This window comes from Mycobacterium sp. ELW1 (assembly GCF_008329905.1).
Taxonomy (GTDB): domain Bacteria; phylum Actinomycetota; class Actinomycetes; order Mycobacteriales; family Mycobacteriaceae; genus Mycobacterium.
The window spans coordinates 3,462,921-3,489,018 of record NZ_CP032155.1 but is presented as its reverse complement, the minus strand read 5'-3'; the positions used below and the strand labels follow the sequence as shown (position 1 = coordinate 3,489,018).

The 26,098-nt window shown below is 68.2% G+C and carries 21 protein-coding genes; 7 read left to right on the top strand and 14 right to left on the bottom strand.

What is annotated here, in order from left to right; all coding sequences use genetic code 11:
• Positions 1–26: 26 nt before the first annotated feature.
• Both ppc and D3H54_RS16420 read left to right on the top strand, forming a co-directional pair.
• Positions 27–2,822: a phosphoenolpyruvate carboxylase gene (ppc, locus tag D3H54_RS16425; RefSeq protein ID WP_149379945.1), complete on the top strand. Its 2,796-nt coding sequence runs from the start codon at positions 27–29 to the stop codon at positions 2,820–2,822.
• A 3-nt stretch (positions 2,823–2,825) separates the two neighbouring features.
• Entirely contained in the window at positions 2,826–3,293 is a 468-nt protein-coding gene (locus D3H54_RS16420) for a DUF309 domain-containing protein (protein ID WP_149379944.1), read from the top strand.
• Between the two features lie 160 nt (positions 3,294–3,453).
• Here the strand turns inward: D3H54_RS16420 and D3H54_RS16415 are convergent, their stop codons facing one another.
• From D3H54_RS16415 to D3H54_RS16400, 4 genes are all read right to left on the bottom strand, one after another.
• Positions 3,454–4,770, bottom strand: a complete 1,317-nt coding sequence (locus D3H54_RS16415) for a cytochrome P450 (RefSeq protein WP_149379943.1) — start codon at positions 4,768–4,770, stop codon at positions 3,454–3,456.
• Between the two features lie 9 nt (positions 4,771–4,779).
• The gene (locus tag D3H54_RS16410; protein WP_149379942.1) at positions 4,780–5,124 is read right to left on the bottom strand and encodes an ATPase; all 345 of its coding nucleotides are present in this window, start codon (positions 5,122–5,124) and stop codon (positions 4,780–4,782) included.
• A gap of 89 nt (positions 5,125–5,213) precedes the next feature.
• On the bottom strand, positions 5,214–6,203 hold the full coding sequence (locus D3H54_RS16405) for an NAD(P)H-quinone oxidoreductase (protein WP_149383576.1): 990 nt from the start codon (positions 6,201–6,203) through the stop codon (positions 5,214–5,216).
• Between the two features lie 47 nt (positions 6,204–6,250).
• On the bottom strand, positions 6,251–6,805 hold the full coding sequence (locus tag D3H54_RS16400) for a hypothetical protein (RefSeq protein ID WP_149379941.1): 555 nt from the start codon (positions 6,803–6,805) through the stop codon (positions 6,251–6,253).
• A gap of 184 nt (positions 6,806–6,989) precedes the next feature.
• On the opposite strand from D3H54_RS16400, the gene D3H54_RS16395 reads away from it, so the two are divergent.
• Positions 6,990–9,779, top strand: a complete 2,790-nt coding sequence (locus tag D3H54_RS16395; protein WP_149379940.1) for a BREX system ATP-binding domain-containing protein — start codon at positions 6,990–6,992, stop codon at positions 9,777–9,779.
• Between the two features lie 64 nt (positions 9,780–9,843).
• On the opposite strand, the gene pgl is transcribed toward D3H54_RS16395, so the two are convergent.
• Genes pgl through tkt form a run of 5 tightly spaced genes read right to left on the bottom strand, consistent with a single transcriptional unit; the run spans position 9,844 to position 16,325 of the window.
• Positions 9,844–10,572, bottom strand: a complete 729-nt coding sequence (gene pgl / locus D3H54_RS16390; RefSeq protein ID WP_432246594.1) for a 6-phosphogluconolactonase — start codon at positions 10,570–10,572, stop codon at positions 9,844–9,846.
• Between the two features lie 39 nt (positions 10,573–10,611).
• Positions 10,612–11,523, bottom strand: coding sequence for a glucose-6-phosphate dehydrogenase assembly protein OpcA (gene opcA / locus D3H54_RS16385; protein ID WP_149379938.1), 912 nt, complete (start codon positions 11,521–11,523; stop codon positions 10,612–10,614).
• Entirely contained in the window at positions 11,523–13,088 is a 1,566-nt protein-coding gene (gene zwf, locus D3H54_RS16380; RefSeq protein WP_149379937.1) for a glucose-6-phosphate dehydrogenase, read from the bottom strand. The genes opcA and zwf overlap by 1 nt, the downstream gene beginning before the upstream one ends.
• Positions 13,085–14,203 (bottom strand): transaldolase, encoded by a 1,119-nt coding sequence (tal, locus tag D3H54_RS16375; protein WP_149379936.1) that lies wholly within the window; start codon positions 14,201–14,203, stop codon positions 13,085–13,087. The genes zwf and tal overlap by 4 nt, the downstream gene beginning before the upstream one ends.
• Before the next feature lie 28 nt (positions 14,204–14,231).
• Complete coding sequence (gene tkt / locus D3H54_RS16370) at positions 14,232–16,325, bottom strand: transketolase (RefSeq protein ID WP_149379935.1); 2,094 nt, start codon at positions 16,323–16,325, stop codon at positions 14,232–14,234.
• Positions 16,326–16,559: 234 nt separating this feature from the next.
• On the opposite strand from tkt, the gene D3H54_RS16365 reads away from it, so the two are divergent.
• Positions 16,560–17,489 (top strand): heme o synthase, encoded by a 930-nt coding sequence (locus D3H54_RS16365; protein WP_149379934.1) that lies wholly within the window; start codon positions 16,560–16,562, stop codon positions 17,487–17,489.
• Here D3H54_RS16365 and D3H54_RS16360 read toward each other — a convergent pair.
• Entirely contained in the window at positions 17,486–18,466 is a 981-nt protein-coding gene (locus D3H54_RS16360; RefSeq protein WP_149379933.1) for a quinone oxidoreductase family protein, read from the bottom strand. The genes D3H54_RS16365 and D3H54_RS16360 overlap by 4 nt on opposite strands.
• Before the next feature lie 18 nt (positions 18,467–18,484).
• Here D3H54_RS16360 and D3H54_RS16355 point away from each other — a divergent pair, with 18 nt between their 5' ends.
• Positions 18,485–19,435 carry an ATP-grasp domain-containing protein gene (locus tag D3H54_RS16355; protein WP_149379932.1) on the top strand — a complete coding sequence of 317 codons (951 nt, stop codon included), beginning with the start codon at positions 18,485–18,487 and terminating at the stop codon, positions 19,433–19,435.
• On the opposite strand, the gene D3H54_RS16350 is transcribed toward D3H54_RS16355, so the two are convergent.
• The 4 genes from D3H54_RS16350 to mptB all read right to left on the bottom strand — a co-directional run bounded on the left by D3H54_RS16350 (position 19,385) and on the right by mptB (position 23,837).
• Positions 19,385–20,314, bottom strand: a complete 930-nt coding sequence (locus D3H54_RS16350; RefSeq protein WP_210419741.1) for a COX15/CtaA family protein — start codon at positions 20,312–20,314, stop codon at positions 19,385–19,387. The two genes, D3H54_RS16355 and D3H54_RS16350, sit on opposite strands and share 51 nt — an antisense overlap.
• 75 nt (positions 20,315–20,389) lie before the next feature.
• Complete coding sequence (locus D3H54_RS16345; protein ID WP_149379930.1) at positions 20,390–21,166, bottom strand: ABC transporter permease; 777 nt, start codon at positions 21,164–21,166, stop codon at positions 20,390–20,392.
• Positions 21,163–22,095 carry an ABC transporter ATP-binding protein gene (locus D3H54_RS16340; protein WP_210419562.1) on the bottom strand — a complete coding sequence of 311 codons (933 nt, stop codon included), beginning with the start codon at positions 22,093–22,095 and terminating at the stop codon, positions 21,163–21,165. Before D3H54_RS16340 ends, D3H54_RS16345 begins: the two co-directional genes overlap by 4 nt.
• A complete protein-coding gene (gene mptB / locus D3H54_RS16335) occupies positions 22,092–23,837 on the bottom strand; it encodes a polyprenol phosphomannose-dependent alpha 1,6 mannosyltransferase MptB (protein WP_168214884.1) in 1,746 nt (581 codons plus the stop codon). Before mptB ends, D3H54_RS16340 begins: the two co-directional genes overlap by 4 nt.
• Positions 23,838–23,882: 45 nt before the next feature.
• On the opposite strand from mptB, the gene D3H54_RS16330 reads away from it, so the two are divergent.
• Positions 23,883–24,620, top strand: a complete 738-nt coding sequence (locus tag D3H54_RS16330; protein ID WP_432246327.1) for a helix-turn-helix transcriptional regulator — start codon at positions 23,883–23,885, stop codon at positions 24,618–24,620.
• A gap of 17 nt (positions 24,621–24,637) precedes the next feature.
• Entirely contained in the window at positions 24,638–26,080 is a 1,443-nt protein-coding gene (sufB, locus tag D3H54_RS16325) for a Fe-S cluster assembly protein SufB (RefSeq protein ID WP_149379927.1), read from the top strand.
• The last annotated feature ends 18 nt before the right edge of the window (positions 26,081–26,098 follow it).

Sequence of the window (26,098 nt, the reverse complement as noted above, 5' to 3'; positions counted from 1 at the left end):
ACAGCGAGCACCGGAATACTTGGGGGATGGCTGAAGCTCCGGACGTGTCGCTGGAACCGATCGGCGCGGTACAGCGCACCCAGGTCGGGCGGGAGGCCACCGAGCCGATGCGGGAGGACATCCGGCTGCTCGGGGCGATCCTCGGTGACACCGTGCGCGAGCAGAACGGCGACGAGGTGTTCGACCTCGTCGAAAAGGCCCGCGTCGAATCGTTCCGGGTGCGCCGATCCGAGATCGACCGGTCCGAGCTGGCCCAGCTGTTCGACGGTATCGACGTCCACCGCGCCATCCCGGTGATCCGCGCGTTCAGCCACTTCGCCCTGCTGGCCAACGTCGCCGAGGACATCCACCGCGAACGGCGCCGCGCAATCCACGTCGCCGCCGGTGAAGCGCCGCAGAACAGCACCCTCGCCGCCACCTACGACAAGCTCGATGCCGCGCAGCTGGACGCGGCGACGGTACAGAAAGCGCTCACAGGGGCATTGGTGGCGCCGGTCATCACCGCCCACCCCACCGAGACCCGCAGGCGCACCGTCTTCGACACCCAGCACCGCATCACCCAGCTGATGCGGGTACGGCTGCACGGTCAGGACGAAACCGAGGACGGCCGGCCGGTCGAGACCGAACTGCGCAGGCAGATCCTCACGCTATGGCAGACCGCACTGATCCGATTGTCCCGCTTGAAGATTCAAGACGAGATCGAAGTCGGCCTTCGGTACTACCCGGCGGCATTCTTTGACGTGATCCCGAAGGTGAATGCCGAGGTTCGCAACGCGCTGCGGACCCGCTGGCCCGACGCCGATCTGCTGCCCGAGCCGATCCTGCGGCCGGGCTCGTGGATCGGCGGTGATCGCGACGGAAACCCCAACGTCACCGCCGACGTGGTCCGGCTGGCCACCGGCAGCGCCGCCTACACCGCGCTGGGCCACTACTTCGCCGAGCTCAACAAGCTCGAGCAGGAATTGTCGATGTCGGCGCGGCTGGTGAAGACCACCGACGCTCTCGTCACGCTGGCCGACGCCTGCCATGAGCCGGCCCGGATGGACGAGCCCTACCGGCGGGCACTGCGGGTGGTGCACGCCCGGCTCACCGCGACCGGTCAGGCCATCCTCGACCGAGAACCGGCGCACACCCTCGACCTCGGTCTACCCCCGTACGAGACACCCGACGAGTTGCTCGCCGACCTGAACACCATCGACGCGTCACTGCGCGCCAACGGCAGCGCCCTGCTGGCCGACGACCGGCTGACCCGGTTGCGGGAAGCCGTGGACGTCTTCGGGTTTCACCTGAGCAGCCTGGACATGCGGCAGAACTCCGAGGTGCACGAAGAGGTCATCACCGAACTGCTGTCCTGGGCCGGGGTGCATCCGGACTATGCGTCGCTGTCCGAGGCGGAGCGGGTCGAGGTGCTGGCCGCCGAGCTCGCAACCCGCTGCCCCCTGGTCCGCGACGACTCTGAGCTCTCCGAGCTGGCTCGCAAGGAGCTCGACATCGTCTTCGCCGCCGCCCGGGCGGTGCGGGTGTTCGGTCCCGAGGCGGTGCCCAACTACATCATCTCGATGTGTCAGTCGGTCTCGGACATGCTGGAGGCCGGGATCCTGCTGAAAGAAGCTGGGCTGCTGGATGTTTCAGGTGAGGACGTCTACGCCCCGGTGGGCATCGTGCCGCTGTTCGAAACGATCGACGACCTGCAGCGCGGCGCCTCGATCCTCGAGTCGGTGCTGGACCTGCCGCTGTACCGCGCGATGGTGCACGCCCGCGGCGAGAGCCAGGAGGTGATGCTCGGCTATTCGGACTCCAACAAGGACGGCGGATACCTGGCGGCCAACTGGGCGCTCTACCGGGCCGAGCTGGATCTCGTGGAATCGGCCCGCAAGACCGGTATCCGGTTGCGGCTCTTCCACGGTCGCGGCGGCACCGTCGGCCGCGGCGGCGGCCCGAGCTACGACGCGATCCTGGCCCAGCCCCCGGGTGCGGTGAACGGCTCGCTGCGGCTGACCGAGCAGGGCGAGGTGATCGCCGCCAAGTACGCCGAGCCGCGGATCGCGCACCGGAACCTGGAGACCCTGCTGGCCGCCACGCTGGAGTCGACTCTGCTCGACACCGAAGGACTCGGCGACCTGGCCGAACAGGCGTACGAGGTGCTCGACGACCTCGCCGCTCGCGCCCAGCGGGCCTACGCCGAATTGGTCCACGAGACACCGGGGTTCGTCGACTATTTCAAGGCCTCGACACCGGTCAGTGAGATCGGCTCACTCAATATCGGCAGCAGGCCGACCTCGCGCAAACCCACCACGTCGATCTCCGATCTGCGGGCCATCCCGTGGGTGCTGGCCTGGAGCCAGTCGCGGGTGATGTTGCCCGGCTGGTATGGCACGGGCACCGCGGTCGAGGAGTGGATCGCCGATGGTGACGGCCGGCTCGAAGTACTGCAGGAGCTGTACAAGAACTGGCCGTTCTTCGCCACCGTGCTCTCCAACATGGCGCAGGTGCTGGCCAAGGCCGACATGGGCTTGGCCGCGCGGTATTCCGAATTGGTCGACGACGAGGAACTGCGCGCCCGGGTGTTCGACAAGATCGTCGCCGAGTACGGCCGCACGCTGCGGATCCATCAGCTGATCACCGGGCAGGACGACCTGCTTGCCGACAACCCGGCACTGGCCAGATCGGTGTTCAACCGCTTTCCATACCTGGAGCCGCTCAACCACTTACAGGTCGAGCTGTTGCGCCGCTACCGGTCCGGAGACGACGACGAGCTGGTCCAGCGCGGCATCCTGCTCACCATGAGTGGGCTGGCGTCGGCGCTGCGCAACAGCGGCTAGCCGATGGATCGCGACCGCGACGAGTCCGGCCGGCCCCGTAATGCCAGGGCCCGCGACGCGCTGGGCCGACCACTGCCGCCGGGCGTGCAGGGCGAACCCCGCATTCCCGACGATCTGAGTCTCCCGCCGGCCGACACCGTGGCCTATGCGCAGGATCTGCTGAGCCGAGGGCAGGCGTTCCACGCCCACGAAGTCTTCGAGGCGGCCTGGAAGAACGGACCCGAGGACGAGCGGCCGCTGTGGCAGGGGCTGGCCCAGTTCGCGGTCGGTCTCACCCACATCCAACGCGGCAATCGCACGGGTGCCGCCGCCGTGCTGCGCAGGGCATCAGCATTGCTTGCCGATGTCCCGGGAGCGCCCTACGGCATCGACATCGTCGGTCTGACCGCAACCGGGGCCGCGCTCGCACACGATCTCACCGCGGGCGTCGAGATCGATCCGCAGCAGCTGCGGCCGCGACTGACCCGGTGACGGAACCAACGGTTGGGCGCTTGCGTCAAAACCGGTATGACACAACCCGACTGCTCCCTGGAGAACACCGCCGAACTGCTCGGACCGCTACCGCAGACCGCGGCAGAGGTCTTGGGCGAGTGGTCAGGCACCGATCCCGGTGACCCCTGGTGGTGACGCGCTAGCGGCCGGCACCGCGCGGTGCGGCTCCCAGGCTGACGGGTAGGCGTTTCACGCCGCGCAGCAACGTGCTGTCGTTGAGCGCCGGTTCGCCGTCCAGCGCGAGTGCTGGAAAGCGGCGAAAGAGTGCTTCCAGGCCGATGCTGAGTTCCAAGCGGGCGAGTGCTGCGCCGATGCAGACGTGAATGCCGGAACTGAAGCTGAGGTGTTCGCGGGCGTTGGCGCGTGTGGTGTCGAATTCGTGCGGATGCTCGAAGATCGATGGGTCGCGGTTGGCTCCGGCGATGAGCACGAACACTGCCTGCCCTTCGTCGATGGTGCAGCCCTCGATCTGCACCGGCTTGGTCGCCACCCGCAACCCGATCTGGGCGACGGAGTCATAGCGGAGCGTCTCCTCGACTGCGTTGGGCCAGCCTTCGGGATGCGCTTGCAGATGCGCCAGCTGTTCCGGATGCCGCAGAAGCGCCACCACCGCGTTGCCGAATGCGTGTGTGGTGGTGATGAATCCGGCACCGAGCAGCAGGCCGGCGAACATCCTGACCTCGTCCTCGGTCAGGTCGCTGTCGTGGAGCACGGCGGACAGGATGCTGTTGTCCGCGTCGCAGAGCCGAAGCCGCTCGATATGAGCGGCGATGTAGCTTTCGAATTCGCGCAAGGCCACCGACGCGGTGTAAAAGTCGTTCCAGGCGGGGACGGTTGTGGTCAGTAGCTTGGCGGCAGGATCGGCGAAGGCGTGGAGCGCGGGTATCTCGTCGCGGGGGACTCCCAGCATCTCGGCTATGACCTCGATGGGGATTCGGGCCGCGAAGGCGGCGATCAGGTCGCAGTGCGAATGGCCGTCGAGATCGTCGAGCACCCTGTTGGTGATCTCGTGAATTCGATCCTGCAGTCCGTCGATCGCGCGCGGTGTGAAAGCACGCGATACCAGCCGACGCAGCCGAGTGTGTACTGGTGGATCCACCACCAGGAGCGAAGGCGGCTCGACGGGATTCATCATGTCCGGGGCCGTCTTGGCAGCTACCCACCGGACCGCGCGAACAGGAAACCGATCCTGCGGTTTGACGGTCCGGAATCGGTCGTCGCGCAGGACGTCTCGGACGATCTGTGCGTCCGCGGTGACCCAACCGCCTCCGATCCCGGGAGACAGTCGACCGCGCTGACGGATCTCCTCGACGAGGTGATAGGCGTTCTCGGGTCTACCGCTGTCGATGACGAGCCGGGCGAACGGGTCTCCGCGACGAGCGAGCAGCGTGAGCACCGAACGGGTGAGTCCGTAATCCAACAACCAGTGCACCCGGGTTGTGACGTGCAGGCCCATGGTGACGCGCTAGCGGCCCTGGCGGCGGATCGCGCTGACCACCCCGCGGATGGCGGACTCGGTAGCGGCCAGCGGTGAGATCACCGCTTCACCAACCCCCACGATGCGTTCGACGCGCTCGACGATCCCTTCCATGCGCGCGACCACCGCGTCGAGCCGGGGCGCCAGCTCGTCGATGCGGCTCAACGTGGAGTTGAACACGACCAGCGTCTCCTCGAAGTACTCGAGGGTCCCGTTCATTCCGCTCATCGTCTTGTTCAGATCGGTGAGCGCGTCGCTCATCCCGGACAGGATGGTGTCGAGCTGGTCGACGGTGACGTCGGCGTTGAGCGCCGCCTGGGCCAGAATCTTGATCCGGTCCCGGCCCGACCGTGGCGGGGCGGCTTGTCAACCATGGGCTCAGTCTGGCAGCTTGCCGGCCGCCTCGGTGTCGAGAAGCGCGCTCATTTTCGGTGTTCGTCGTGAGCGAGCACGACCTTGCCCACAGTGGCCTTGGATTCCAGGAGCCGGTGCGCGCGGGCGGCGTCGGCGATGGGTACCACGGTGTCGACGACGACCCGGACCGCCCCGCAGGCGAACAGCGGTAGGACGTCTCGAACGACGCCCGCCACGATCTCGGCCTTCTGCCCTGGCGGTCGTCTGCGCAGCATCGTGGCCGACACGCTGGCGCGTCTGGTCATCAGCAGCCCGATGTCCAGCGGTGCCGGCGTGGTGGCGCCGCCGATGATCACCAAATGGCCATCCTCGGCCAGGCACTGGAGATTTCGGCCGAGGTAGTCCGCCCCCACCACATCGAGGATGGCGTCGACACCGCGTCCGTCGGTGGCGGCCAACGTGGCGGCGACGAAGTCGGTGCTGCGGTAGTTGATCGCGGTGGTCGCACCCAGCTCTCGTCCTATGCGCACCTTGTCGTCGCTGCCTGCCGTGGTGATGACGCTCGCGCCGATCGCGGTGGCCCACTGGATGGCGAAGGTGCCGATGCCGCCCCCGGCGCCGTGGATCAGGACCGTGTGTCCCGCGGTGAGCCCGGCGACCATGGCCAGGTTGGAGTAGACCGTGGCGGCGACCTCGGGGATCGCTGCCGCCTCGACCAGGGTCAGGCCGGCGGGGATGGGCATGACCTGGGCGGCGGGAACGGCCACTTCGTCGGCGTAACCGCCGCCGTCCAGCAGCGCGCACACCTGGTCGCCCGGTGACCACGTCGTCACGTCGTCACCGACGGCGGTGACGGTCCCGGAACATTCCAGGCCGAGCGGGCGGGACGGCCCCGGCGGAAGCGGGTACTGCCCGCGCCGCTGGAGTAGGTCGGCGTTGTTGACCCCCGCGGCTGCCACCGCGATGAGCACCTCGCCCGGCCCCGGCCGGATCGGTGCGACCGGCCGCCACTGGAGCACCTCGGGCGGGCCGGGGCGTTCGAACATCGCGGCGTGGATGGGGTGGTTGTCCGCGGGCATCGCCTGGACGGCGGCCGCGTCAGCGCTCATGCGGCGGCCCTCGCGGTCGCGTGCCTGGCGATGCTCTGCGCGTAGAGAGGTGTTTCCTTCTCGCAGTGACGCCCAGAGGCCTCCTGGCGGGCGGCCGCGGCGTCGTCGAACGTCTGGTCCTGCGCGGCGATGAAGGACAGGAAGTCGTCGGTCGGGTGCGAGGTCACCGAGTTGGTGTATCGGCACCGCTCGCCGTCGAGTCGTTCCATGCGGAGTTCCCAGATCACCTGTGTGGTCGTCCACCCGGCCGGGGTCAACACGTCGGACAGCGAGACCATCTTGCAGTAGTGCGGCTCGGCGACCTCGAAGCGGTACTGCTGTACCACCAGTCCCGTGCCGATCATCTCGACGTTGATCGACATCGGCGTCCCGTCGTCGTCGACGGTGTACCCGGCAGCCTTGTGATCGCCGGGCGCGCACCGTTGGTATTCGTGTGTCGGCAGTGTCGTGAGCCAACCTGCGATGTCCACGTGGTCGAACGGCGCGCTCACCTCGGCGGTGACGACGGCGTGGGAGAGGACGAGGTCCTCGCGGATCGTCGGGGAAGTCATCGGGGCTCCTTCTGGTCGTGGATTCGTCCCGTGTTCCACGGGCGGGTGCATCCGACCGTAGGGCGGCTCGTCGGAGTGCACATCACCCGTCGGCGGCCCCGACATCCCCTGCGGAGGCCTGGCGTGTGCTCGAGGATGAGTGAGCGCGTGGGACCGTCGACGCAGGGCGAGGCAAGATGTGGCCGTGACCAATCCGACGCGCGCCGCCGTCACCGTGATGCCACTGCGCGGCCGCGAAGCAGCGTGGACGACGGTGCTGGCCGATTTCGCCCTGGTTGCCGCAGGCCGCAGTGTCGTGCGCATCGTCGCGGGAGAGCCTGGCGTCGGGAAGACGCGCTTCCTTCGAGAAGCGCTGCGAGAAGCCATGAATCGACGGTGGCTCACCGTCGAGTTGGCCGCCGATCCCGATGCTGCACTGCTGCCGCTGTCGACGTTTCTGGCGGGGTTTGGGCCGTTCATCGGCGATGCCGAGCCGTGGGCTACCGGTGGCGGGTCGGCAGACCGTCGTCTGAACCTGGCGATGTCCTGTGCCGACATGATCGAGCGCCATCCCGAGGGCACGCTCGTCGTCGTCGACGACGCCCAGTGGTGCGATGGGGCGTCGGCGGCGGTGCTGCGAACGATGATTCGGCGCCTCGAGGGCACGCCGGTGTACTGGCTGTGTGCAGTGCGGTCGACCGGAGCCGATCGGCCCGCCGTCCCGTTCGCCATGTCGGAGCGGGAGCCGGTGCAGCTCGAACCGGTCAGCGATGCGGCTGCCGAGCGCATCGCCGAGGACATCCTGGGCGCACCGCTGGACACGGAGCTCAAGGGCTGCCTGTCCCGCTGCGATCGCATGCCGCTGTTGATCGCCGAGATGCTCGCAGCGCTCGCCGACACCGGCTCCCTCGTACGCCATCGCGGTGTGGTGGGGGTCACCGATTCCGGCCGCGCGGTCGCCTTCGGCGAGTCAGTGAAGCAGCGCCTGGCGCTGCTGGGCCGAGACCACGAACAGATCGTCGAACTGGCTGCAGTGCTGGGGCGCCGCTTCCGGCTCGACGACCTCGTGGCGTTGGCCTCGAGCCTGGGGTATGACGCCGCGGTCCCGTCGGTACGCAAGGCCATCGACGCGGGGCTGCTCGACGAGCGGGCTGATCACCTCGAGTTCCATCACGACGTCATCCGGGAAGTCGCCGAACGTGGGCTGCCCCAGCCGATACGGCGGGTGGCGATCAAGGAAGCCATCCGAATTCGTCTGGACACCGGCGCGGATGTGCTCAGCATCGCGGCGGCCGCGGGGGCCGCGGTGCGCGCCGACGACCCGGCGTCGATCGACCTGCTCGTCGAATGTGCCCTCCGGTTGGCACCGGCGGACGCCCGCGCGGCGGCAACGCTGGCGGCCAACGCCATGGCAACCATCGGAGAGGACCTCGTCCCGTGGGCGCACAGACTCATCGACGTGATGCCCGTGCTGTGGGCGGGCGGGCGCACCCGGTCGATGAGCGCCTTGGCGCAGCGCCTTCGGCCTCACCTCGACGGGGCGCAACGCGCCCGCATGGAACTCATCACGGCGCGGGCGCTCAGCGAAGCTGCGTTCAAGGACGCCGTAGACGCGGCAGACAGAGGGCTGCGCTGCGACGATGCATCGGCTACGGTGCGGCGAGATCTGCTGGCGATTCGCATTCTCGCCATTGCCAACACCGGTGACCACGCTCGAGTGCTTCGCGAGCTCCCACAGGCGTATGCGGGCATGGGGTCCGAACCGACGCCGGCGTTGGCGACCGTACAGGCCGTTGAGAGCGTGAGTCTGCTGTCAGCCGAGAGATTCGACGCCGCGCTGCTGCTCTGCCAACGTTCGCGCCTGACCATCGGACACGCCACGGAACGCGACCGCCAACGGTGGTACCCCGAGTGTCTGTGGGAGACGTTCCTTCACGACAGCCTTGGGGACTGTGCCGAGGCGCTGCGTCTGGCGAGGGACGGTTTGGCGTCGGCCAACCGCATCGAGTCGGCCACCGGCGCGGCGTACTGGTCCATGGTGAGCGCCCGCGTGTCCTATGACCTCGGCGACCTCGACGAGGCTCAGGCGCGCGCAGAGGCGGTGTACCTGGTCGCCGACGAGGTGGGTCTCGGCGAGTTCGCCGACGCGACGGCCGGCGTCGTGCTGTTCCGGTGCGCGTTGCACCGCGGCGGTCATCAAGCGGGGTTGCCGAGCGACCTGTCGTGCCGGATGTCGGCTGCCGGTGGGGCGTCGTCCCGCGCGGCGCAGTGGCTCGCCGCGCTGTCCTACGCCTGCCAGGGGCGACCGCAGGATGCCATCGACCAGCTCGACGACATCGTCACCGCGCTGCGGGACGAGCGGCCGCTCATGAGTACGCCCGTCGACTTCGCCGACGACGTTCACCTCGCGAGGATGGCACGGGATGCGCGACGCACCGACGTCCTTCGAGCAGTCGTCGAGAGGTCGTCACGACGGGCCGGGCGGAATCCGGAGAACCTGTTGGCGCGGGCGGTGGCTGCACACGTTCGCGCTCTTGCCGACGACGACCCGCTTGTCGCACGGGACGCGATCGAGTGCTATCGACGTCTGCCTCGCGCGCTGGTGTTGGCCGATGCCCTGGCCGACCTGGGCGTACTGGACGACGGTGATGGGCGGGTCGCCGCCTGGAGGGAGGCGGCCGAACGCTATGAGCGTGCCGGCGCCGTCCACGACGCCGGCCGGGTGCGCGCGTGGTTGCGCGGCATCGGGGTGAGATCGCGGCCCGTCGTGGCGACCGTGGACCGACGTCACGGATTGACCGCCCGGGAGTGGGACGTCGTGGTCCGCGTCGCCGACGGCCGTACGACGGACGAGATCGCGAGGGAGCTCGTGATCTCGCCCCACACCGTCATCACCCACATTCGTCACGTCTACGACAAGTGGCTGCTGAACAGTCGCAAGGAGATTCAGCAGCGAGTGCGCGAACTGAACGCGTCGCTGCCGGGGGAGTGCTGACTCGTCACAGCCGAGCACGTCGATGGTGGCGACGTCGACGAAGGCAGCGTTGCCGCTGGGTGGATCAGAGTTTGGCTGCCGCGGCTTCGTCGAGAAGCCACACCGTGGCGTCGCGGCCTTTCGCGCCGGCCGCCGGCCAGTCGGCGGGCTTGGCGCCCCCGACCGCCTCGGCGACCGCCTCGGCCTTGCCCTCACCCGATACCACCAGCCACACCTCGCGCGACCGGTTGACGGCGGGCAGGGTCAGCGTGATCCGCCGGGGCGGCGGCTTGGGGGAGTCCTCGACGCCGACCACCAGCCGCTTGGTCTCCGCAACCGCCGGGGTGTGCGGGAACAGCGAGTTGATGTGGCCCTCCGGCCCCATCCCCAGCAGGTGCACATCGAATACGGGTGTGGGGTCGCCCGGTCCGGCATTGGCGGCGAGCACACTCTCATAGGCCAGTGCGGCGGCGTCCAGGTCGTCCCCGAACTCGCCGTCGCTGGCCGCCATCGGGTGCACGTTGCTGTCCGGGATGTCGATGTGGTCGAGCAGCGCCTCGCGCGCCTGCTTGTCGTTGCGCTCGTCGTCATCGGCCGGGACGTAGCGTTCGTCGCCCCAGAAGATGTGCACCTTCGACCAGTCGATCGCCTCGTCGTGTGCGCCGACATGCTTGAGCAGGTTGATTCCCGTTCCGCCGCCGGTCAATACGATGAACGCCTGCCCGCGCGCGGCGATGGCAGCGGTGATCGCCCCGACCAGCCGGTCGCCGACGGCGGCCACCAGCGCTGAGGTATCCGGATAGGTCTCGACCATCTGGTTCACATCGCGACCTTTCGATTCGACGCGGCTCGACTAGACGTACTGCACCTTTTCAATACCCGCCAGCGCCTCGTGGTAAATCTCGTCGGCGTCGAGCCGGCGCAGATCCTCGGCAAGGCATTCGCGGGTCTCCCGCCGCGGCAACGGCAACAGCGCCTCCGGCCGGGAGGTGCGGGTCAGGGTGGCAGTCACGCCCTCCTGTGGGCGGGCCAGTGTCACGGTCTCGGAGGCCCGCACCAACTCGACCTTCAACTCGCCGACGGCGCGGGTCACGGTGCCGTCGATCCGGCTGGCCAGCCAGCCCGCCAGGATGTCGAGGGCCGGCTCGTCCTTCAACCCCGACACCGACGCCGACGTCAGCGGCTCGTACGGCGCCTGGTCCACCGCCGACGCGAGAAGCGCGCGCCAGTAGGTGATTCGGCTCCACGCCAGGTCGGTGTCGCCGTCGGTGTAGCCCTTCAGCCGGCTCTTGATCGCGGCAAGCGGGTCTTCCGTCCCGGTCGCATCGGTGATCCGGCGAAGCGCCAAGCGGCCCAACGGATCCTCGGCGGGGTTGGCCGGCGCGACGCCGGGCCACCAGGCCACCACCGGGGTGTCGGGCAGCAGGAAGGGCAGCACCACGCTGCTGGCGTGGTTGGACAGCGGACCGGAGATGCGCAGTACCACCACCTCGCCGGCACCGGCATCGGCGCCCACCCGCAACTGACCGTCCAACCGTGCTTCGGCGGCCAGCCGGTCGGCGGGAACCACCACGATGATGCGGCAGGGATGTTCGCGGCTCGCCGCCACCGCCGCCTCGATGGAGTCCTCCACCCGGGCCTCGGTGTCGGGCGCGACCACCAGCGTCAGCACCCGGCCCAGCGTGATCGCGCCGCCCTCTTCGCGCAGGGCGGTGATCTTCTTGTTGAGTGCGTTGGTCGTCGTATCGGGCAGATCGACAATCATTACGGGCGCCTCCATTCGCGACCGGACCGCTGCAGCACCTCGAACGCCGAGTCGGGTCCCCAGGTGCCCGACTCGTAAGGATCGGGCTTGCCATGCGCAGCCCAGTAATCGAGCACGGGATCCAGGATCTCCCAAGACAATTCGACTTCGGCGTTGCCCGGGAACAACGACGGCTCGCCGAGCAGGACGTCGAGGATCAGCCGCTCGTAGGCCTCCGGCGAATCCTCGGCGAACGCCGAGCCGTAGGAGAAGTCCATGTTGACGTCGCGGACTTCCATGGCACTGCCGGGGACCTTGGACCCGAAGCGCAGCGTGATGCCCTCGTCCGGCTGGACGCGGATCACCAACGCGTTCTTGCCCAATTCCTCGGTCATCGTCGCATCGAACGGCAGGTGCGGAGCACGGCGGAACACCAGCGCCACCTCGGTCACCCTGCGGCCCAACCGCTTTCCGGTCCGCAGATAGAACGGCACACCGGCCCAGCGCCGGGTGTCGACGTCGAGGGTGATCGCGGCGAACGTCTCGGTGGTGGATGTCTTCGAGAAGCCCTCCTCGTCGAGCAGTCCGACGACTTTCTCGCCGCCCTGCCACCCCGCGGTGTACTGGCCGCGTGAGGACGTGGCGTCCAACGGCTGCGCCAGCGAGGTCGCCGACAGCACCTTGATCTTCTCGGCTTTCACCTCGTCCGGGTGGAAGCTGACCGGCTCTTCCATCGCGGTGAGCGCCAGCAGCTGCAGCAGGTGGTTCTGGATGACGTCGCGCGCCGCACCGATTCCGTCGTAGTAGCCGCCGCGACCACCGAGGCCGATGTCCTCGGCCATGGTGATCTGCACGCTGTCGACGTAATGGTTGTTCCAGATCGGCTCGAACAGTTCGTTGGCGAAGCGCAGTGCCAGGATGTTCTGCACCGTCTCCTTGCCGAGGTAGTGGTCGATGCGGAACACCGACTCCTCGGGGAAGACGCTGTTGACCACCTTGTTGAGCTCGATCGCGCTCTGCAGGTCATGGCCGAACGGCTTCTCGATGACCACCCGGCTCCAGCGGCCCTCCTGCTGACGTGCCAGGCCGGACTTCTTCAGCTGCTCGCACACCACCGGGAAGGCCTTCGGTGGAATCGACAGGTAGAAGGCGTGATTGCCGCCGGTGCCGCGTTCCACGTCGAGCTTTTCCAGCGTTTCGGCCAGCCGGCTGAACGACGCCTCATCGTCGAAGGCGCCCTGAACGAACCGGAAGCCCTCGGCCAGCCGGTCCCACACCTCTTGGCGAAACGGGGTGCGGGCGTGCTCGCAGACCGCGTCGTGCACGATGGCGCCGAAATCCTCGTCGGCCCAATCCCGCCGGGCGAAACCGACCAACGAGAACGACGGCGGCAGCAGGCCGCGGTTGGCCAGGTCGTAGATCGCCGGCATCAGTTTCTTGCGGGCCAGATCGCCGGTCACACCGAAGATCACCACCCCGCACGGGCCGGCGATCATCGGCATCCGCTTGTCCCGCTTATCGCGCAGCGGGTTGCGCCAGCTGGTCGGGGCGGGCGCTACCACCCCGGGTACGGGACGGTCCGTCATTTGGCCGCGGCGTTGAGCTGTTCCTGCGTGGCGTCGATCAGTTCCTGCCAGGACTTCTCGAACTTGTCGACGCCCTCGTTCTCCAGCAGCAAGAAGACGTCACGCAGGTCGATGCCGATGGCATCGAGCTTGTCGAACACCTCCTGCGCCGCGCCCGCGGTGCCGGTGATGGTGTCGCCGGTGACGACCCCGTGGTCGGCCACTGCGTCCATCGTCTTCTCCGGCATGGTGTTCACCGTGTTGGGGGCGACCAGCTCGGTGACGTAGAGGGTGTCGGAATAGTCCGGATTCTTGACACCGGTGGACGCCCACAACGGACGCTGCACGCGGGCGCCGGCATCGGCCAGCGCGCGGAAGCGGTCGCCGCCGAGGAACACCTCTTCGTAGGCGGCATAGGCCAGCCGCGCGTTGGCGACTCCGGCCTGGCCGCGCAGGGCCAGCGCGTCATCGGACCCGATTTTCTCCAGCCGCTTGTCGATCTCGGTGTCCACCCGGGACACGAAGAACGACGCGACGGAATGGATCTTGGACAGGTCGTGGCCGGCTTCCTTGGCCTTCTCCAGGCCCTGCAGGTAGGCGTCCATCACCAGCCGGTAGCGCTCCACGGAGAAGATCAGGGTCACGTTGACCGAGATGCCCTCGGCCAACACCGACGCGATGGCGGGCACGCCCGCCTCGGTGGCTGGGATCTTGATCAGCAGGTTGGGCCGGTCGACGATCTTCCACAGCTCGATGGCCTGCAGGATGGTCTTGTCGGTGTCGTGCGCCAGGCGCGGGTCGACCTCGATCGAGACCCGGCCGTCGACGCCGTCGGAGGTCTCCCACTGCGGGCGCAGTACGTCGCACGCCTCTCGGACATCGTCGGTGGTGACGGTGCGGATCGTCGCGTCGACGTCGGCGCCACGCTCGGCGAGCTCGGAAACCTGTGCATCGTAAGCGTTTCCGTTGGACAGGGCGGCCTGGAAGATCGACGGGTTGGTGGTGACCCCGACGACGCTGTGGGTGTCGATCAGCTCCTGGAGGTTGCCCGACCGCAGCCGGTCCCGGGACAGGTCGTCGAGCCAGACGGACACACCGGCCGCCGACAGCGCGGCGAGGTTCGGATTCTGTGCCATGACGTTCCCTTCAATTGGTCGTACGGGGTTAGTTGTCGATCACGCGTTCCGCGGCGTCGGCGACGGCTTCGGCGGTGAACCCGAACTCGCGGAACAAGGTCTTGTCGTCGGCGGATTCGCCGTAGTGCTCGATGGAGATGATCTCACCGGTGTCGCCGACGAACCGGTACCAGCTCTGCGCCACACCGGCTTCCACCGCGACCCGGGCGGACACGTCGGGCGGGAGAACGCTGTCGCGGTATTCCTGGGGCTGCGAGTTGAACCACTCGACACACGGCATCGACACCACATAGGCGTTGATGTCCTTGGCCGCCAACAACTTCTGCGCGTCGACCGCGAGCTGCAACTCGGATCCGGTGGCGATGATGATCACGTCGGCGTCATCGGCCGGGTTGCCGCCACCGAGCACGTAACCACCTCGCTGGACACCCTCGGCGCTGGTGCCTTCCAGCACCGGAATGCCCTGGCGGGTCAGGATGAAACCGACCGGCCCGGCGTCGTTGCCGCGGGCGATGATGCTGCGCCAGGCGTAGGCGGTCTCGTTGGGGTCGCCGGGACGCACCACCGACAGCTTCGGGATCGCCCGAAGCGCGGCCAGGTGCTCGATCGGCTGGTGGGTGGGGCCGTCCTCGCCCAGGCCGATCGAGTCGTGCGTCCAGATGTAGATGGTGTCGATGTCCATCAGCGAGGCCAGCCGCACCGAGGCCCGCATGTAGTCGGAGAACTGCAGGAACGTCCCGCCGAAGGCGCGGGTCGGCCCGTGCAGCACGATGCCGGACAGGATGGCGCCCATCGCGTGCTCGCGGATACCGAAGTGCAGCACCCGGCCGTACCAGTCGGCGGTGAAGTCCTCGGTGGAGATCGACGGCGGCCCGAACGACTTCACACCCTTGATCGTGGTGTTGTTACTGCCCGCCAGATCGGCTGAGCCACCCCATAATTCGGGCAGCTTGGGCGCGACGTCGTTGAGTACCTGGCCGAAGGCGGCGCGAGTGGCCACCGCCTTGGAGCCGGGCTCCCAGTAGGTGATGTCGGAGTCCCAGCCGTCGGGCAACTCCTGTGCCAGCAGCCGGTCGAGCAGCGCCTTGCGCTCCGGTTCGCGCTGCGCCCACGCGTCGAAGTCGCCCTGCCACTTCTCGTGCGCCTCGCGACCGCGGTCGACGAGCTTGCGGGTGTGCGCGATGACGTCGTCGTGGACCTCGAACTTCTTGTCCGGGTCGAAACCGAGGACCTTCTTGGTGGCGGCCACCTCGTCGTCGCCGAGCGCGGCGCCGTGCACCCCACCGGTGTTCATCTTGGTCGGCGCCGGATAGCCGATGATCGTCCGGACCGCGATGAACGACGGCTTGTCGGTCACCTTCTTGGCCTCGGCGATGGCGTGCTCGATACCGACGACGTTCTCGCCGCCCTCGACTTCCTGCACGTGCCAGCCGTAGGCGCGGTAACGGGCCGGGACATCCTCGGACAGCGCGATGTCGGTGTTGTGCTCGATCGAGATCTTGTTGTGGTCGTAGAACACGATCAGGTTGCCCAGCTGCTGGGTGCCTGCCAGAGACGACGCCTCGCTGGTGATGCCCTCTTCGATGTCACCGTCGGAGGCGATCACGTAGATGTAGTGGTCGAACGGGCTGGTGCCGGCCGGAGCGTCGGGGTCGAACAGGCCGCGCTCGTAGCGGGCGGCCATCGCCATGCCCACCGCGGAGGCCAGGCCCTGGCCCAGCGGGCCGGTGGTGATCTCCACCCCGAGGGTGTGCCGGAACTCCGGGTGGCCGGGAGTCTTCGAACCCCAGGTGCGCAGCGACTCGATGTCGGAGAGCTCCAGGCCGAATCCGCCCAAATACAGCTGCAGGTACAGCGTCAGGCTGCTGTGCCCGCAGGACAGGATGAACCGGTCGCGCCCGAGCCAGTGGGTGTCGCTCGGATCGTGCTGCATCACCCGCTGGAACAGCGTGTAGGCCAACGGTGCCAGGCTCATCGCGGTGCCGGGGTGGCCGTTGCCGACCTTCTGCACCGCGTCGGCGGCCAGGACCCGCACCGTGTCGACGGCCTTGGAGTCAAGCTCCGTCCAGTCGTCCGGGTGGTGGGGCTGGGTCAGCGTGGCGATCTCTTCGACAGTGGTCACAAACTCGCTCCTGGCTTAGTCAACATGCGGCAAGCTGGGGTGGTCCTCTTCACCCTAATGCCGCGTGGTGCTTGGCTGCATAGTGCTGCTACCAGCGTTGCCCGCGGGTGAAGATCTACACCTGGAACTGTGTCATCACGGTGGAATCGCCGTGAATCGACCCTTCGGTGTCGAACGCCCTCCGGGGCCGACTACCATCCTCTGTAGTAGATCGTCTGGTCAGGAGTCAGTTGCGTGAGAGTTCGCGAAGTGCACCTCGTTGACGGGGCGCCCATTCGGTTCCGCGACAGGCTCCTGGGATACCTCGCCCTGACCAAACCGCGGGTCATCGAACTGCTGCTCGTCACCACCATTCCGGCCATGCTGTTGGCCGGCCGCGGCACCGTCGACCTGCCGCTCATTCTCAACACCCTGTTCGGTGGTCTGCTGGCCGCAGCCGGCGCCAACACGCTCAACTGCGTGGCCGACGCCGACATCGACAAGGTGATGAAGCGCACCGAACGGCGGCCGCTGGCCCGCGCGACCGTGCCCCGCAGCCACGCCCTGGTGTTCGGGCTGACGCTCTCGGTCGGATCGTTCTTCTGGCTGTGGTGGACCACCAACCTGCTCTCGGCGCACCTGGCCGCGGCAACCATCGCCTTCTACGTGCTCGTCTACACCCTGCTGCTCAAGCGCCGCACCTCGCAGAACGTGGTGTGGGGCGGGGCGGCCGGCTGCATGCCCGTGATGATCGGCTGGTCGGCCGTCACCGACACGATCGGCTGGCAGGCGCTGGTGATGTTCGCGATCATCTTCTTCTGGACGCCGCCGCACACCTGGGCGCTGGCGATGAAGTACAAGGACGACTACCGCGCCGCCGGCGTGCCCATGCTGCCGGTGGTGGCCACCGAGTTGCAGGTCACCAAGCAGATCCTGATCTACACCTGGCTGACCGTGATCGCCACGCTGGCGCTCGCGCCGGCCTGCGGCTGGCTGTACGGCTCGGTGGCCGCACTGGCCGGCGTCTGGTTCCTGATCATGGCGCACCGCCTGCATGCCGGTGTGCGCCGCGGCAACCCGGTCAAGCCGCTGCGACTGTTCCTGCAGTCGAACAACTACCTGGCGCTGGTGTTCGTCGCACTCGCCGTCGACTCGGCGCTGGCGCTGCCGACGCTGTTCAGCTAGTTCTGAGGCAGCAGCACGATCGAGCCGGTCGTCTTGCGGCCCTGCAGATCCCGGTGCGCCTGGGCGGCTTCGGCCAGCGGGTAATGGCCACCGACCGTGATCGTGATGGCGCCGGACGCGATCGCATCCAATAGTTCACCCGCGCGCCACGCGAATTCGTCCGGCGTGCGGGTGAAGTGGGCGAGGTTGGGCCGTATGAGGAACACCGACCCGGCGGCATTGAGCCGCTGCGGATCCACCGGCGGTACGGGTCCGCTGGAGGCGCCGAACAACGCCAGCGTGCCGCGAATCGCCAGGCTCGCGAGGCTGGCGTCGAATGTGGTCTTGCCGACACCGTCGTAGACGGCGGCCACGCCGTGCCCGTTGGTGAGGTCGCGGATCGTGGCGGCGAACTCGGCGGGGTCCTCGGGGTAGTCGAGCACCTCGATCGCGCCTGCCTGCCGGGACAGCTCCGCCTTCTGCGGGCTGGAGGCGGTGGTGATCACCCGGGCGCCCAGGCTGGTGGCCCACTGGGTCAGGATCAGGCCGACGCCGCCGGCCCCGGCGTGCACGAGGACGAAATCGCGGGCCTGCACCGCGTACACCGACTTGATCAGGTAGTGCGCGGTCATGCCCTTCAGCAGCGCCGAGGCGATGGCGTCCGACGGCACCGAATCGGGCACGTAGGCAACGAAATCGGCCGGGGCGGTGCAGAACTCGGCATAGGCGCCGGATGCCACCGCGGTGACCACCCGGTCGCCGGGCGTGATGGCCGCGACGTCGTCACCGACCGCGACGATCGTGCCGCACACCTCGGTGCCCACCACGAACGGCAGCTCCCGCGGATAGAGGCCGGACCGGAAATAGGTGTCGATGTAGTTGACGCCGATCGCGTCCGCCTGGATGAGCACCTCGGCCGGGCCGGGTGTGGGCTGCGGCTTCTCGACGTAGTTCAGGACCTCGGGGCCGCCCGTCTCGGCGACTTCGATTGCGTGCATGTCACTATCATCCCCGCTGTGAGCCCTCGCCCGAATCTGGCACGTCCCGATGTCTTCCATCCGAGCATCGTGCTGGCGGGCTGTCCGCAGCTCGTCTCCGGCGACGGCGACGACGACGGCCTGATCGCCGCCCTGCGCACCCGCGGGCTGCACGCCCGCTGGCTGTCCTGGGACGACCCGCAGACCGAGACCGCCGACCTGGTGATCCTGCGCGCCGCCTGGGATTACGCCGAACGCCGCGAGGAATTCCTGGCCTGGACCCGGCGGGTCCGCCACCTGCTCAACGCCCCCGATGTCGTGGCGTGGAATAGCGACAAGCACTACCTGCGGGATCTTGCCGAGGCCGGGGTGCCCACCATCCCGTCGCACTTCGTCGAACCCGGCCAGAAGGTCACGCTGCCCAAGGGCGAGATCGTGGTCAAGCCCGCGATCGGCGCGGGCTCGATCGACACCGGCCGGTTCGTGGACCGGGCCGCGGCGCGCGCACACGTCGCCGCACTGCAGGACTCCGGGCGCACCGCGTTGGTGCAGCCGTACGACGCCCGCGTCGAGCAGGGGGAGACCGCGCTGGTGTTCCTCGGCGGACGGCAGTCGCATGCCTTCACCAAAGGGCCGATGCTGCCGCCCGAAGGCGAGCAGGCCCTGTTGGACGAGTCGGGCACCTACGTCGCCGAGAAACTGACATCGGCCGATCCCGACTTCGCGATGTGGGATGTCGGCGTCGCCGCGCTGGACGCCGCGTGCGCGCACCTGGGCATCGCCACCACCGAGCTGCTCTACGCCCGCGTGGATCTCATTGGTGGCGCGGAAAATCCGGTGCTGCTGGAGCTCGAGGTCATCGAGCCCGGGCTTGGCTGGGGACAGCTCGACGAGCGGACCCGCGACCTGCAGCAGCGTGCGTTCGCGCTCGAGGTGGAGTCAGCGTGTGAGCGTCTTGGGCTCGGCCCGCTGTCGCATCGACGCCCATAGCGCCGCGGTGGCCGCGGTGCAGGCCGCCGCGCCCGCGACGTGCACGGCCACCAGTGCGGCAGGCACGCCGGTGAAGAACTGCACCGCGCCGACCAGTCCTTGGGCCAGCACCAAACAGACGAGCACCGCCAACCGCTTCATGATGGACCGCGGCGCGAACACCGCCTGCAAACCGGCGGCCAGCCCGACTAGCAGCGCCAGGTAGGCGATCAACAGCGTCGAGTGCATGTGCACCAGCGTGAGGATCTCGACCTCGAGGCGCGGTACCGAACGCTGCGGACTCTTGTCGCCGGCGTGCGGGCCTGCGCCGGTGACCAGGGTCCCAGTCGTCAGCGTCGCGGCCAGCGTCAGTGCGCCGAGCACGGTCAGATGGCGCAGCGGTTTGGGCACCAGCGCGGTCGAGATGCCGTCGTCGGGCTCGCCGATCTTGACGTAGAGCAGGGTGGCCAGCCACACCATCGCCATCGACGCGAGCAGGTGGATCGCGACCGTCCACCACGCCAGCCCGGCCAGCACGGTGATCCCGCCGAGCACCGCCTGCACCACCGTCGACGCCGGCATCAGCCAGGCGTAGATCAGCACCTCCCGGCGGCGGCGGGCGCGGGTGACGGCCAGCACGGCCAGGATCGCGGTGAGCACGACGAGGAAGGTGATCATCCGGTTGCCGAACTCGACGGCCTGGTGGATGACCGGCACTTCGGCGTGCGGGACCGGGACGAAGCTGCCGGGGAAGCACTGCGGCCAGGTGGGGCAGCCCAACCCGGATGCGGTGACCCGGACGATGGCACCGGTGACGGCGATCCCGCCCTGGGTCAGGATGACCGCGGCGGCGATGATGCGCTGGACGCACAGGCTCGGCAGTGGCAGCAGGTCCACCAGCCGCAGAAAAAACCGTCCGACGGGCACGGCCTGATCGTAGAGGACGTCTAACTACGCCCTGTAGTAGGGATCAGCTCAGGTGAACCGGAACCAGCGCAGTGCCGCCAGCGCCGACACCAGGCCCCACACCGCCAGCACCGCGATACCGAACCAGTCCACGGACAGCGACATGGCCCGGGTCAGTGCTTCGGTGAGCGCCCCGGACGGCGTCAGCCGCGCCACCCAGGCCACCCCGCGCGGAATCGCCCCGGTCTCCAGGGTCAACGCCCCCAACCCGGCGAACACGAACCACAGCAGGTTGGCGACGGCCAGCACGATCTCGGCGCGCAGCGTGCCGCCCAGCAGCAGGCCCATCGCCGCGAACCCCGCGGTGCCCAGTGCGATCACCACCGCGCCGAGCAGCAGGCCGACCGGATGCGGACGCCAGCCCAGCCCCAAACCGATGCCGCCGAGCAGCAGTGCCTGCAGGAACACCACCGTCACCACGGCCAGGGATTTACCGGCGATGATGCCCCACACCGGAAGTGCGGTGGCGCCCAACCGTTTCAGCGCCCCGTAGCGGCGGTCGAACGCGACGGCGATCGCCTGGCCGGTGAAGGCCGTCGAGATCACCGCCAACGCCATGATCGCCGGAACGAACACCGCGACCCGGTGCGCGCCGAACGAGCCGAACGGCAACAGGGTGAGCCCGATCAGCAGGGTGATCGGGATGAACATCGTCAGCAACAGCTGTTCGCCGTTGCGCAACAACAGCTTCAGCTCGAGGCCGTACTGCGCGGCCAGCATCCGCGGCACGGTGCTGGGCCGCGGGTCGGGCGCGAAGGTGCCCGGCGGGAAGAGCTCACTCGTCATGACCGCAACTCCCTACCGGTCAACTCCAGGAACACGTCTTCGAGGCTGCGCTGCTCGACCCGGACATCGGTGGCCAGCACGTCGAGCCGCGCGCACCACGCGGTGACGGTCGCCAGCACCTGCGGGTCGATCTTGCCCTCCACCAGGTATTCGCCGGGCGAAACCTCTTTGGCCGCATAGCCTTCCGGTAACGCAGCGATCAACAGCGACAGGTCGAGCTGACGGGGTGCCGAGAATCGCAACTGACCTTCGGCGCCGGAGTTCATCAGCTCCGCGGGCGTGCCCGACGCGACCGCCGAGCCGTGGTCGATGATCACGATCCGGTCGGCGAGCTCCTCGGCCTCCTTGAGCTGGTGGGTGGTCAGCACCACCGTCACGCCGTCGCGGCGCAGCGCGTCGATGAGCTCCCACACCACCAGCCGCGCGTGCGCGTCCATGCCGGCGGTGGGCTCGTCGAGGAAGACCAGCTCGGGCCGGCCGACCAGGGCGCACGCCAGCGCCAGCCGCTGCTGCTGGCCGCCGGAGAGCCTGCGGTAGGTGGTGCGGGCGGCCTCGGTCAGCCCCAACGTGTCCAGCAGCCAGGCCGGGTCGAGCGGGTTGGCGGCGTAGGAGGCCACCAGGTTCAGCATCTCGCCGGCCCGCGCGGCCGGGTAACCGCCGCCGCCCTGCAGCATGACGCCGATCCGCTCGCGCACTCGCGCGTTGTCGGTGACCGGGTCCAGGCCCAGCACCTCGATGGTCCCGCCGTCGGGCCGGGTGAAGCCCTCGCACATCTCGACGGTCGTGGTCTTGCCCGCCCCGTTCGGGCCCAGCAGGGCCAGCACTTCGGCCGCGTGCACCTCGAGGTCGAGATTCGCCACGGCCGTCGTCGACCCATAGTGCTTGGACACCCCGCGCAGTCGCACGGGGATTTCGCGGCCGGAACTCACGGTGAGTCAGCGTATGCGCCGGGCGCCGGGCGCGGCGCCGGTGGTTCGGTCGGTGGCTCCGGCGAGGGTGTGCCGGACTCCGGGGTGGCCGAGGTGTCGGGCTCCTGACCGCTGAACGTTTCGTTGGTCCCGGGCACTGTGCGCCAGGGCAGCCGGTGGAACGTCACCGCGATCAGCATCAGCACGATCACCGTGCTGGCCAGGGTGGCGTCGACGATCTGGAACAGTGCGAAACGGTCGCCGTTGGCGGTGGGCCCGAATATCCCGACGACGAGCGACACCGCGATGGTCGCGATGCGGAAGCCCGGCCTGGTGGCCCAGGCGGCCAGCGGGATGATCGCCCACAGCAGGTACCAGGGCTGCACGACCGGAAACAGCAGGACGGTCGCGCCCAGCGCCACACCGAGGCCGCCGACCGGATGCAACCGGCCTCGCATCACGGCCAGCAGCAGCCAGGTGACGGTGATCATGATGATCAGCACACCCATGGCGCGGGTCAGCGACAGCACGGCGGTGGTGTGGTCACCCAGCCCGAGCAGAATTCCCACCTGGCCGGTGCCCAGCGCCAGCAGCGTCGGCGGGGACATCCAGCTGCGCACCACGTTGGCGGTGCCGAGTGTGAAAACCCAGCCGAAGCCCAGGCCGCTGGCCCAGCCGATAATCGCCATCACCACCAGCGACAGCGACCCCATGAACGCGCTGGCCAGAAGGAACGCCGTGATGGTGGACCCCCAGCGGTACGCCAGGGCCATCCCCACAAAGCCCAGGGCCAACAGGCCCGGCAACTTCACCTGGGACGACATCGTGATCAGCATCGAGCCCAACACCAGCATCGCCGGCGGCATCCACTGCGCCCACTGGTCCCGCCCGTGCGGCCAGTGCATCGGCCGTGGCCACAGTGGCTTGGCGGAGTCGATGCCGCGCAGCGCGAATTCGGTTCCGGTGAGCATCAGGCCCAGCATCAGCGCCTCGTTGTGGATGCCGGCGACCAGATGCATCAGCAGCAGCGGGTTGGCCGCACCGAGCCACAGCGCGCTGACCTCGGCGACGCCGCAGCGGCGGGCCAGGCGCGGCACCGCCCACACGATCATCCCGACGCCGAGCAGCACCACCACGCGGTGACTCAGGACAGCGGCGACGATGTTCTCCCCGGTCAGGGCCGAGATCCCGCGTCCCACCCACAAGAACAGCGGGCCGTACGGCGCAGGCGTCTCGCGCCACAGGCTGGGCACCGACAGGGTGAAGACGTGGTCCAGACCCAGTCCGGGGGCGGGCCCGACCTTGTAGGGATTGAGCCCATTGGCCGAGATCTGGCTCTGCGCCAGATAGGAGTAGACGTCCTTGCTGTACATCGGCGGAGCGATCAGCAGCGGGATGACCCACAGCAGCAGGGTGTGATCAAGCTGACTGCGCGACATCCGGCGGCTGCCCAGGGCGAAGCGGCCGAGCATCAGCCAGGCCAACGCCATCATCACCGCACCGGTGGTGGTCATGGTCAGTGAGACGGTCTGGATGCGCGACGGCAGGTTCAGCAGCCGCACCCCGAAGGTGGGGTCCTGCACGACGGGGCGGGCGCCGGCGCCGAGCGCACCGATTGCCATCAGTACTGTTCCGGTGGCACCGAACAACCGGGTCCGGCGCATGGCGCGGAATTCGGCGTCGTTGAGTGGTGCGCCAACGGTGCGTTCATCGCCGTGCAGACGGGCGATTGAGGAACTCAGCGAAAGCTGGCGGGCTGCCACCACAGCACTCTAACGGGCGGCTTTTTCGCCCTCAGCTTGCTAAGGGTGCCCTTGCTAGACCTGTTCGGGCAATTGCGTAACACTGGTGTTGTGAAATTCCCGTCCGATGCTGACGCTGTGCCCGTGGTGGGCACCGCTGTGCATGACGGGCAGACCCGCCGGGCAATTGTGCAGCTCCTGCTCGAGTCGGGATCGATCACCGCCGCCGAGATCGGCCGGCGGCTGGGCATCTCCGCCGCTGGTGTGCGCCGGCACCTCGACGCTCTGATCGAGGCGGGCGACGCCCAGGCCAACGCGGCGGCGGCGTGGCAGCAGGCAGGCCGCGGCCGGCCCGCCAAGCGCTACCGGCTCACCGCGGCCGGACGGGCCAAGCTGGAGCACACCTACGACGACCTGGCGTCCGCCGCGATCCGCCAATTGCGCGAGATCGGCGGTGACCAGGCGGTGCAGACGTTCGCCCGGCGCCGTATCGACGCCATCCTCGCGGGAGTAACCCAGGGCCCCGACGACATTGAATCCACTGCGGAGCGGGTCGCCGACGCGATGACCAAGGCCGGCTATGCGGCGACGACGACGCGGGTGGGCGGGCCCATGCAGGGGATCCAGATCTGCCAGCACCACTGCCCGGTCTCGCATGTCGCCGAAGAGTTTCCGGAACTGTGCGAAGCCGAGCAGCAAGCCATGTCGGAGGTACTCGGCACCCACGTCCAGCGCCTGGCGACGATCGCCAACGGCGACTGCGCCTGCACCACCCACGTGCCGCTCACCCCGGCACACCACTAGACCAGAAGGGCGTCACCATGACACTCACACCGGAAGCCAAGACGGCCGAGCCGCTGACCCAGGAAGAAACCATCGCTTCGCTGGGCAAGTACGGCTACGGCTGGTCGGACTCCGACGTTGCGGGTGCCAGCGCACAGCGCGGGCTGTCCGAGGCTGTGGTGCGCGACATCTCCGGCAAGAAGAGCGAGCCGGACTGGATGCTCGACATCCGGCTCAAGGCATTGCGCACGTTCGACAAGAAGCCGATGCCGAACTGGGGATCCAACCTCGAGGGCATCGATTTCGACAACATCAAGTACTTCGTGCGCTCCAGCGAGAAGCAGGCCGCCACCTGGGATGACCTGCCCGCCGACATCAAGAACACCTACGACCGGCTCGGTATCCCGGAGGCGGAGAAGCAGCGCCTGGTCTCCGGTGTTGCCGCGCAGTACGAGTCCGAGGTGGTCTACCACTCGATCCGCGAGGACCTCGAGGCCCAGGGCGTGATCTTCCTGGACACTGACTCGGGCCTGCGTGAGCACCCGGAACTGTTTCGGCAGTACTTCGGCACCGTGATCCCGGCCGGGGACAACAAGTTCTCCGCGCTCAACACCGCGGTGTGGTCGGGCGGTTCGTTCATCTACGTCCCCAAGGGCGTGCACGTCGACATCCCGCTGCAGGCCTACTTCCGGATCAACACCGAGAACATGGGCCAGTTCGAGCGGACGCTGATCATCGTCGACGAAGACGCCTACGTGCACTACGTCGAGGGGTGTACCGCGCCGATCTACAAGAGCGACTCGCTGCACTCCGCGGTCGTCGAGATCATCGTGAAGCCCGGTGGCCGTTGCCGTTACACGACCATCCAGAACTGGTCGAACAACGTCTACAACCTGGTCACCAAGCGTGCCCGCGCCGAGGCCGGCGCCACCATGGAGTGGGTCGACGGCAACATCGGTTCGAAGGTCACGATGAAGTACCCGGCGGTGTGGATGACCGGCGAGCACGCCAAGGGCGAGGTTCTCTCGGTGGCCTTCGCCGGCGAGGGACAGCATCAGGACACCGGCGCCAAGATGCTGCACCTGGCCCCGTACACGTCGAGCAACATCGTGTCCAAGTCAGTGGCCCGTGGCGGTGGCCGGGCGTCCTACCGCGGCCTGGTCCAGGTCAACAAGGGCGCGCACGGATCACGTGCGAGCGTGAAATGCGATGCGCTGCTGGTCGACTCCATCAGCCGTAGCGACACCTACCCCTACGTCGACATCCGCGAGGATGACGTCACGATGGGCCACGAGGCCACCGTGTCGAAGGTCAGCGAGGATCAGCTGTTCTACCTGATGAGCCGCGGCATGACCGAGGACGAGGCAATGGCGATGGTCGTGCGCGGCTTCGTCGAGCCGATCGCCAAGGAGCTGCCCATGGAATACGCACTGGAGTTGAACCGGCTGATCGAGCTGCAAATGGAAGGCGCTGTCGGCTAGCTCGGGCGAGCGAAGCGA

What these genes read in the sequence shown, in the direction of transcription:
- ppc (WP_149379945.1), top strand. Translation starts at nt 27, where the DNA reads ATGGCTGAAGCTCCGGACGTGTCGCTGGAACCGATCGGCGCGGTACAG.
- D3H54_RS16420 (WP_149379944.1), top strand. Translation starts at nt 2,826, where the DNA reads ATGGATCGCGACCGCGACGAGTCCGGCCGGCCCCGTAATGCCAGGGCC.
- D3H54_RS16415 (WP_149379943.1), bottom strand. Translation starts at nt 4,770, where the DNA reads ATGGGCCTGCACGTCACAACCCGGGTGCACTGGTTGTTGGATTACGGA.
- D3H54_RS16400 (WP_149379941.1), bottom strand. Translation starts at nt 6,805, where the DNA reads ATGACTTCCCCGACGATCCGCGAGGACCTCGTCCTCTCCCACGCCGTC.
- pgl (WP_432246594.1), bottom strand. Translation starts at nt 10,572, where the DNA reads ATGGTCGAGACCTATCCGGATACCTCAGCGCTGGTGGCCGCCGTCGGC.
- opcA (WP_149379938.1), bottom strand. Translation starts at nt 11,523, where the DNA reads ATGATTGTCGATCTGCCCGATACGACGACCAACGCACTCAACAAGAAG.
- zwf (WP_149379937.1), bottom strand. Translation starts at nt 13,088, where the DNA reads ATGACGGACCGTCCCGTACCCGGGGTGGTAGCGCCCGCCCCGACCAGC.
- tal (WP_149379936.1), bottom strand. Translation starts at nt 14,203, where the DNA reads ATGGCACAGAATCCGAACCTCGCCGCGCTGTCGGCGGCCGGTGTGTCC.
- D3H54_RS16360 (WP_149379933.1), bottom strand. Translation starts at nt 18,466, where the DNA reads ATGCACGCAATCGAAGTCGCCGAGACGGGCGGCCCCGAGGTCCTGAAC.
- D3H54_RS16345 (WP_149379930.1), bottom strand. Translation starts at nt 21,166, where the DNA reads ATGACGAGTGAGCTCTTCCCGCCGGGCACCTTCGCGCCCGACCCGCGG.
- sufB (WP_149379927.1), top strand. Translation starts at nt 24,638, where the DNA reads ATGACACTCACACCGGAAGCCAAGACGGCCGAGCCGCTGACCCAGGAA.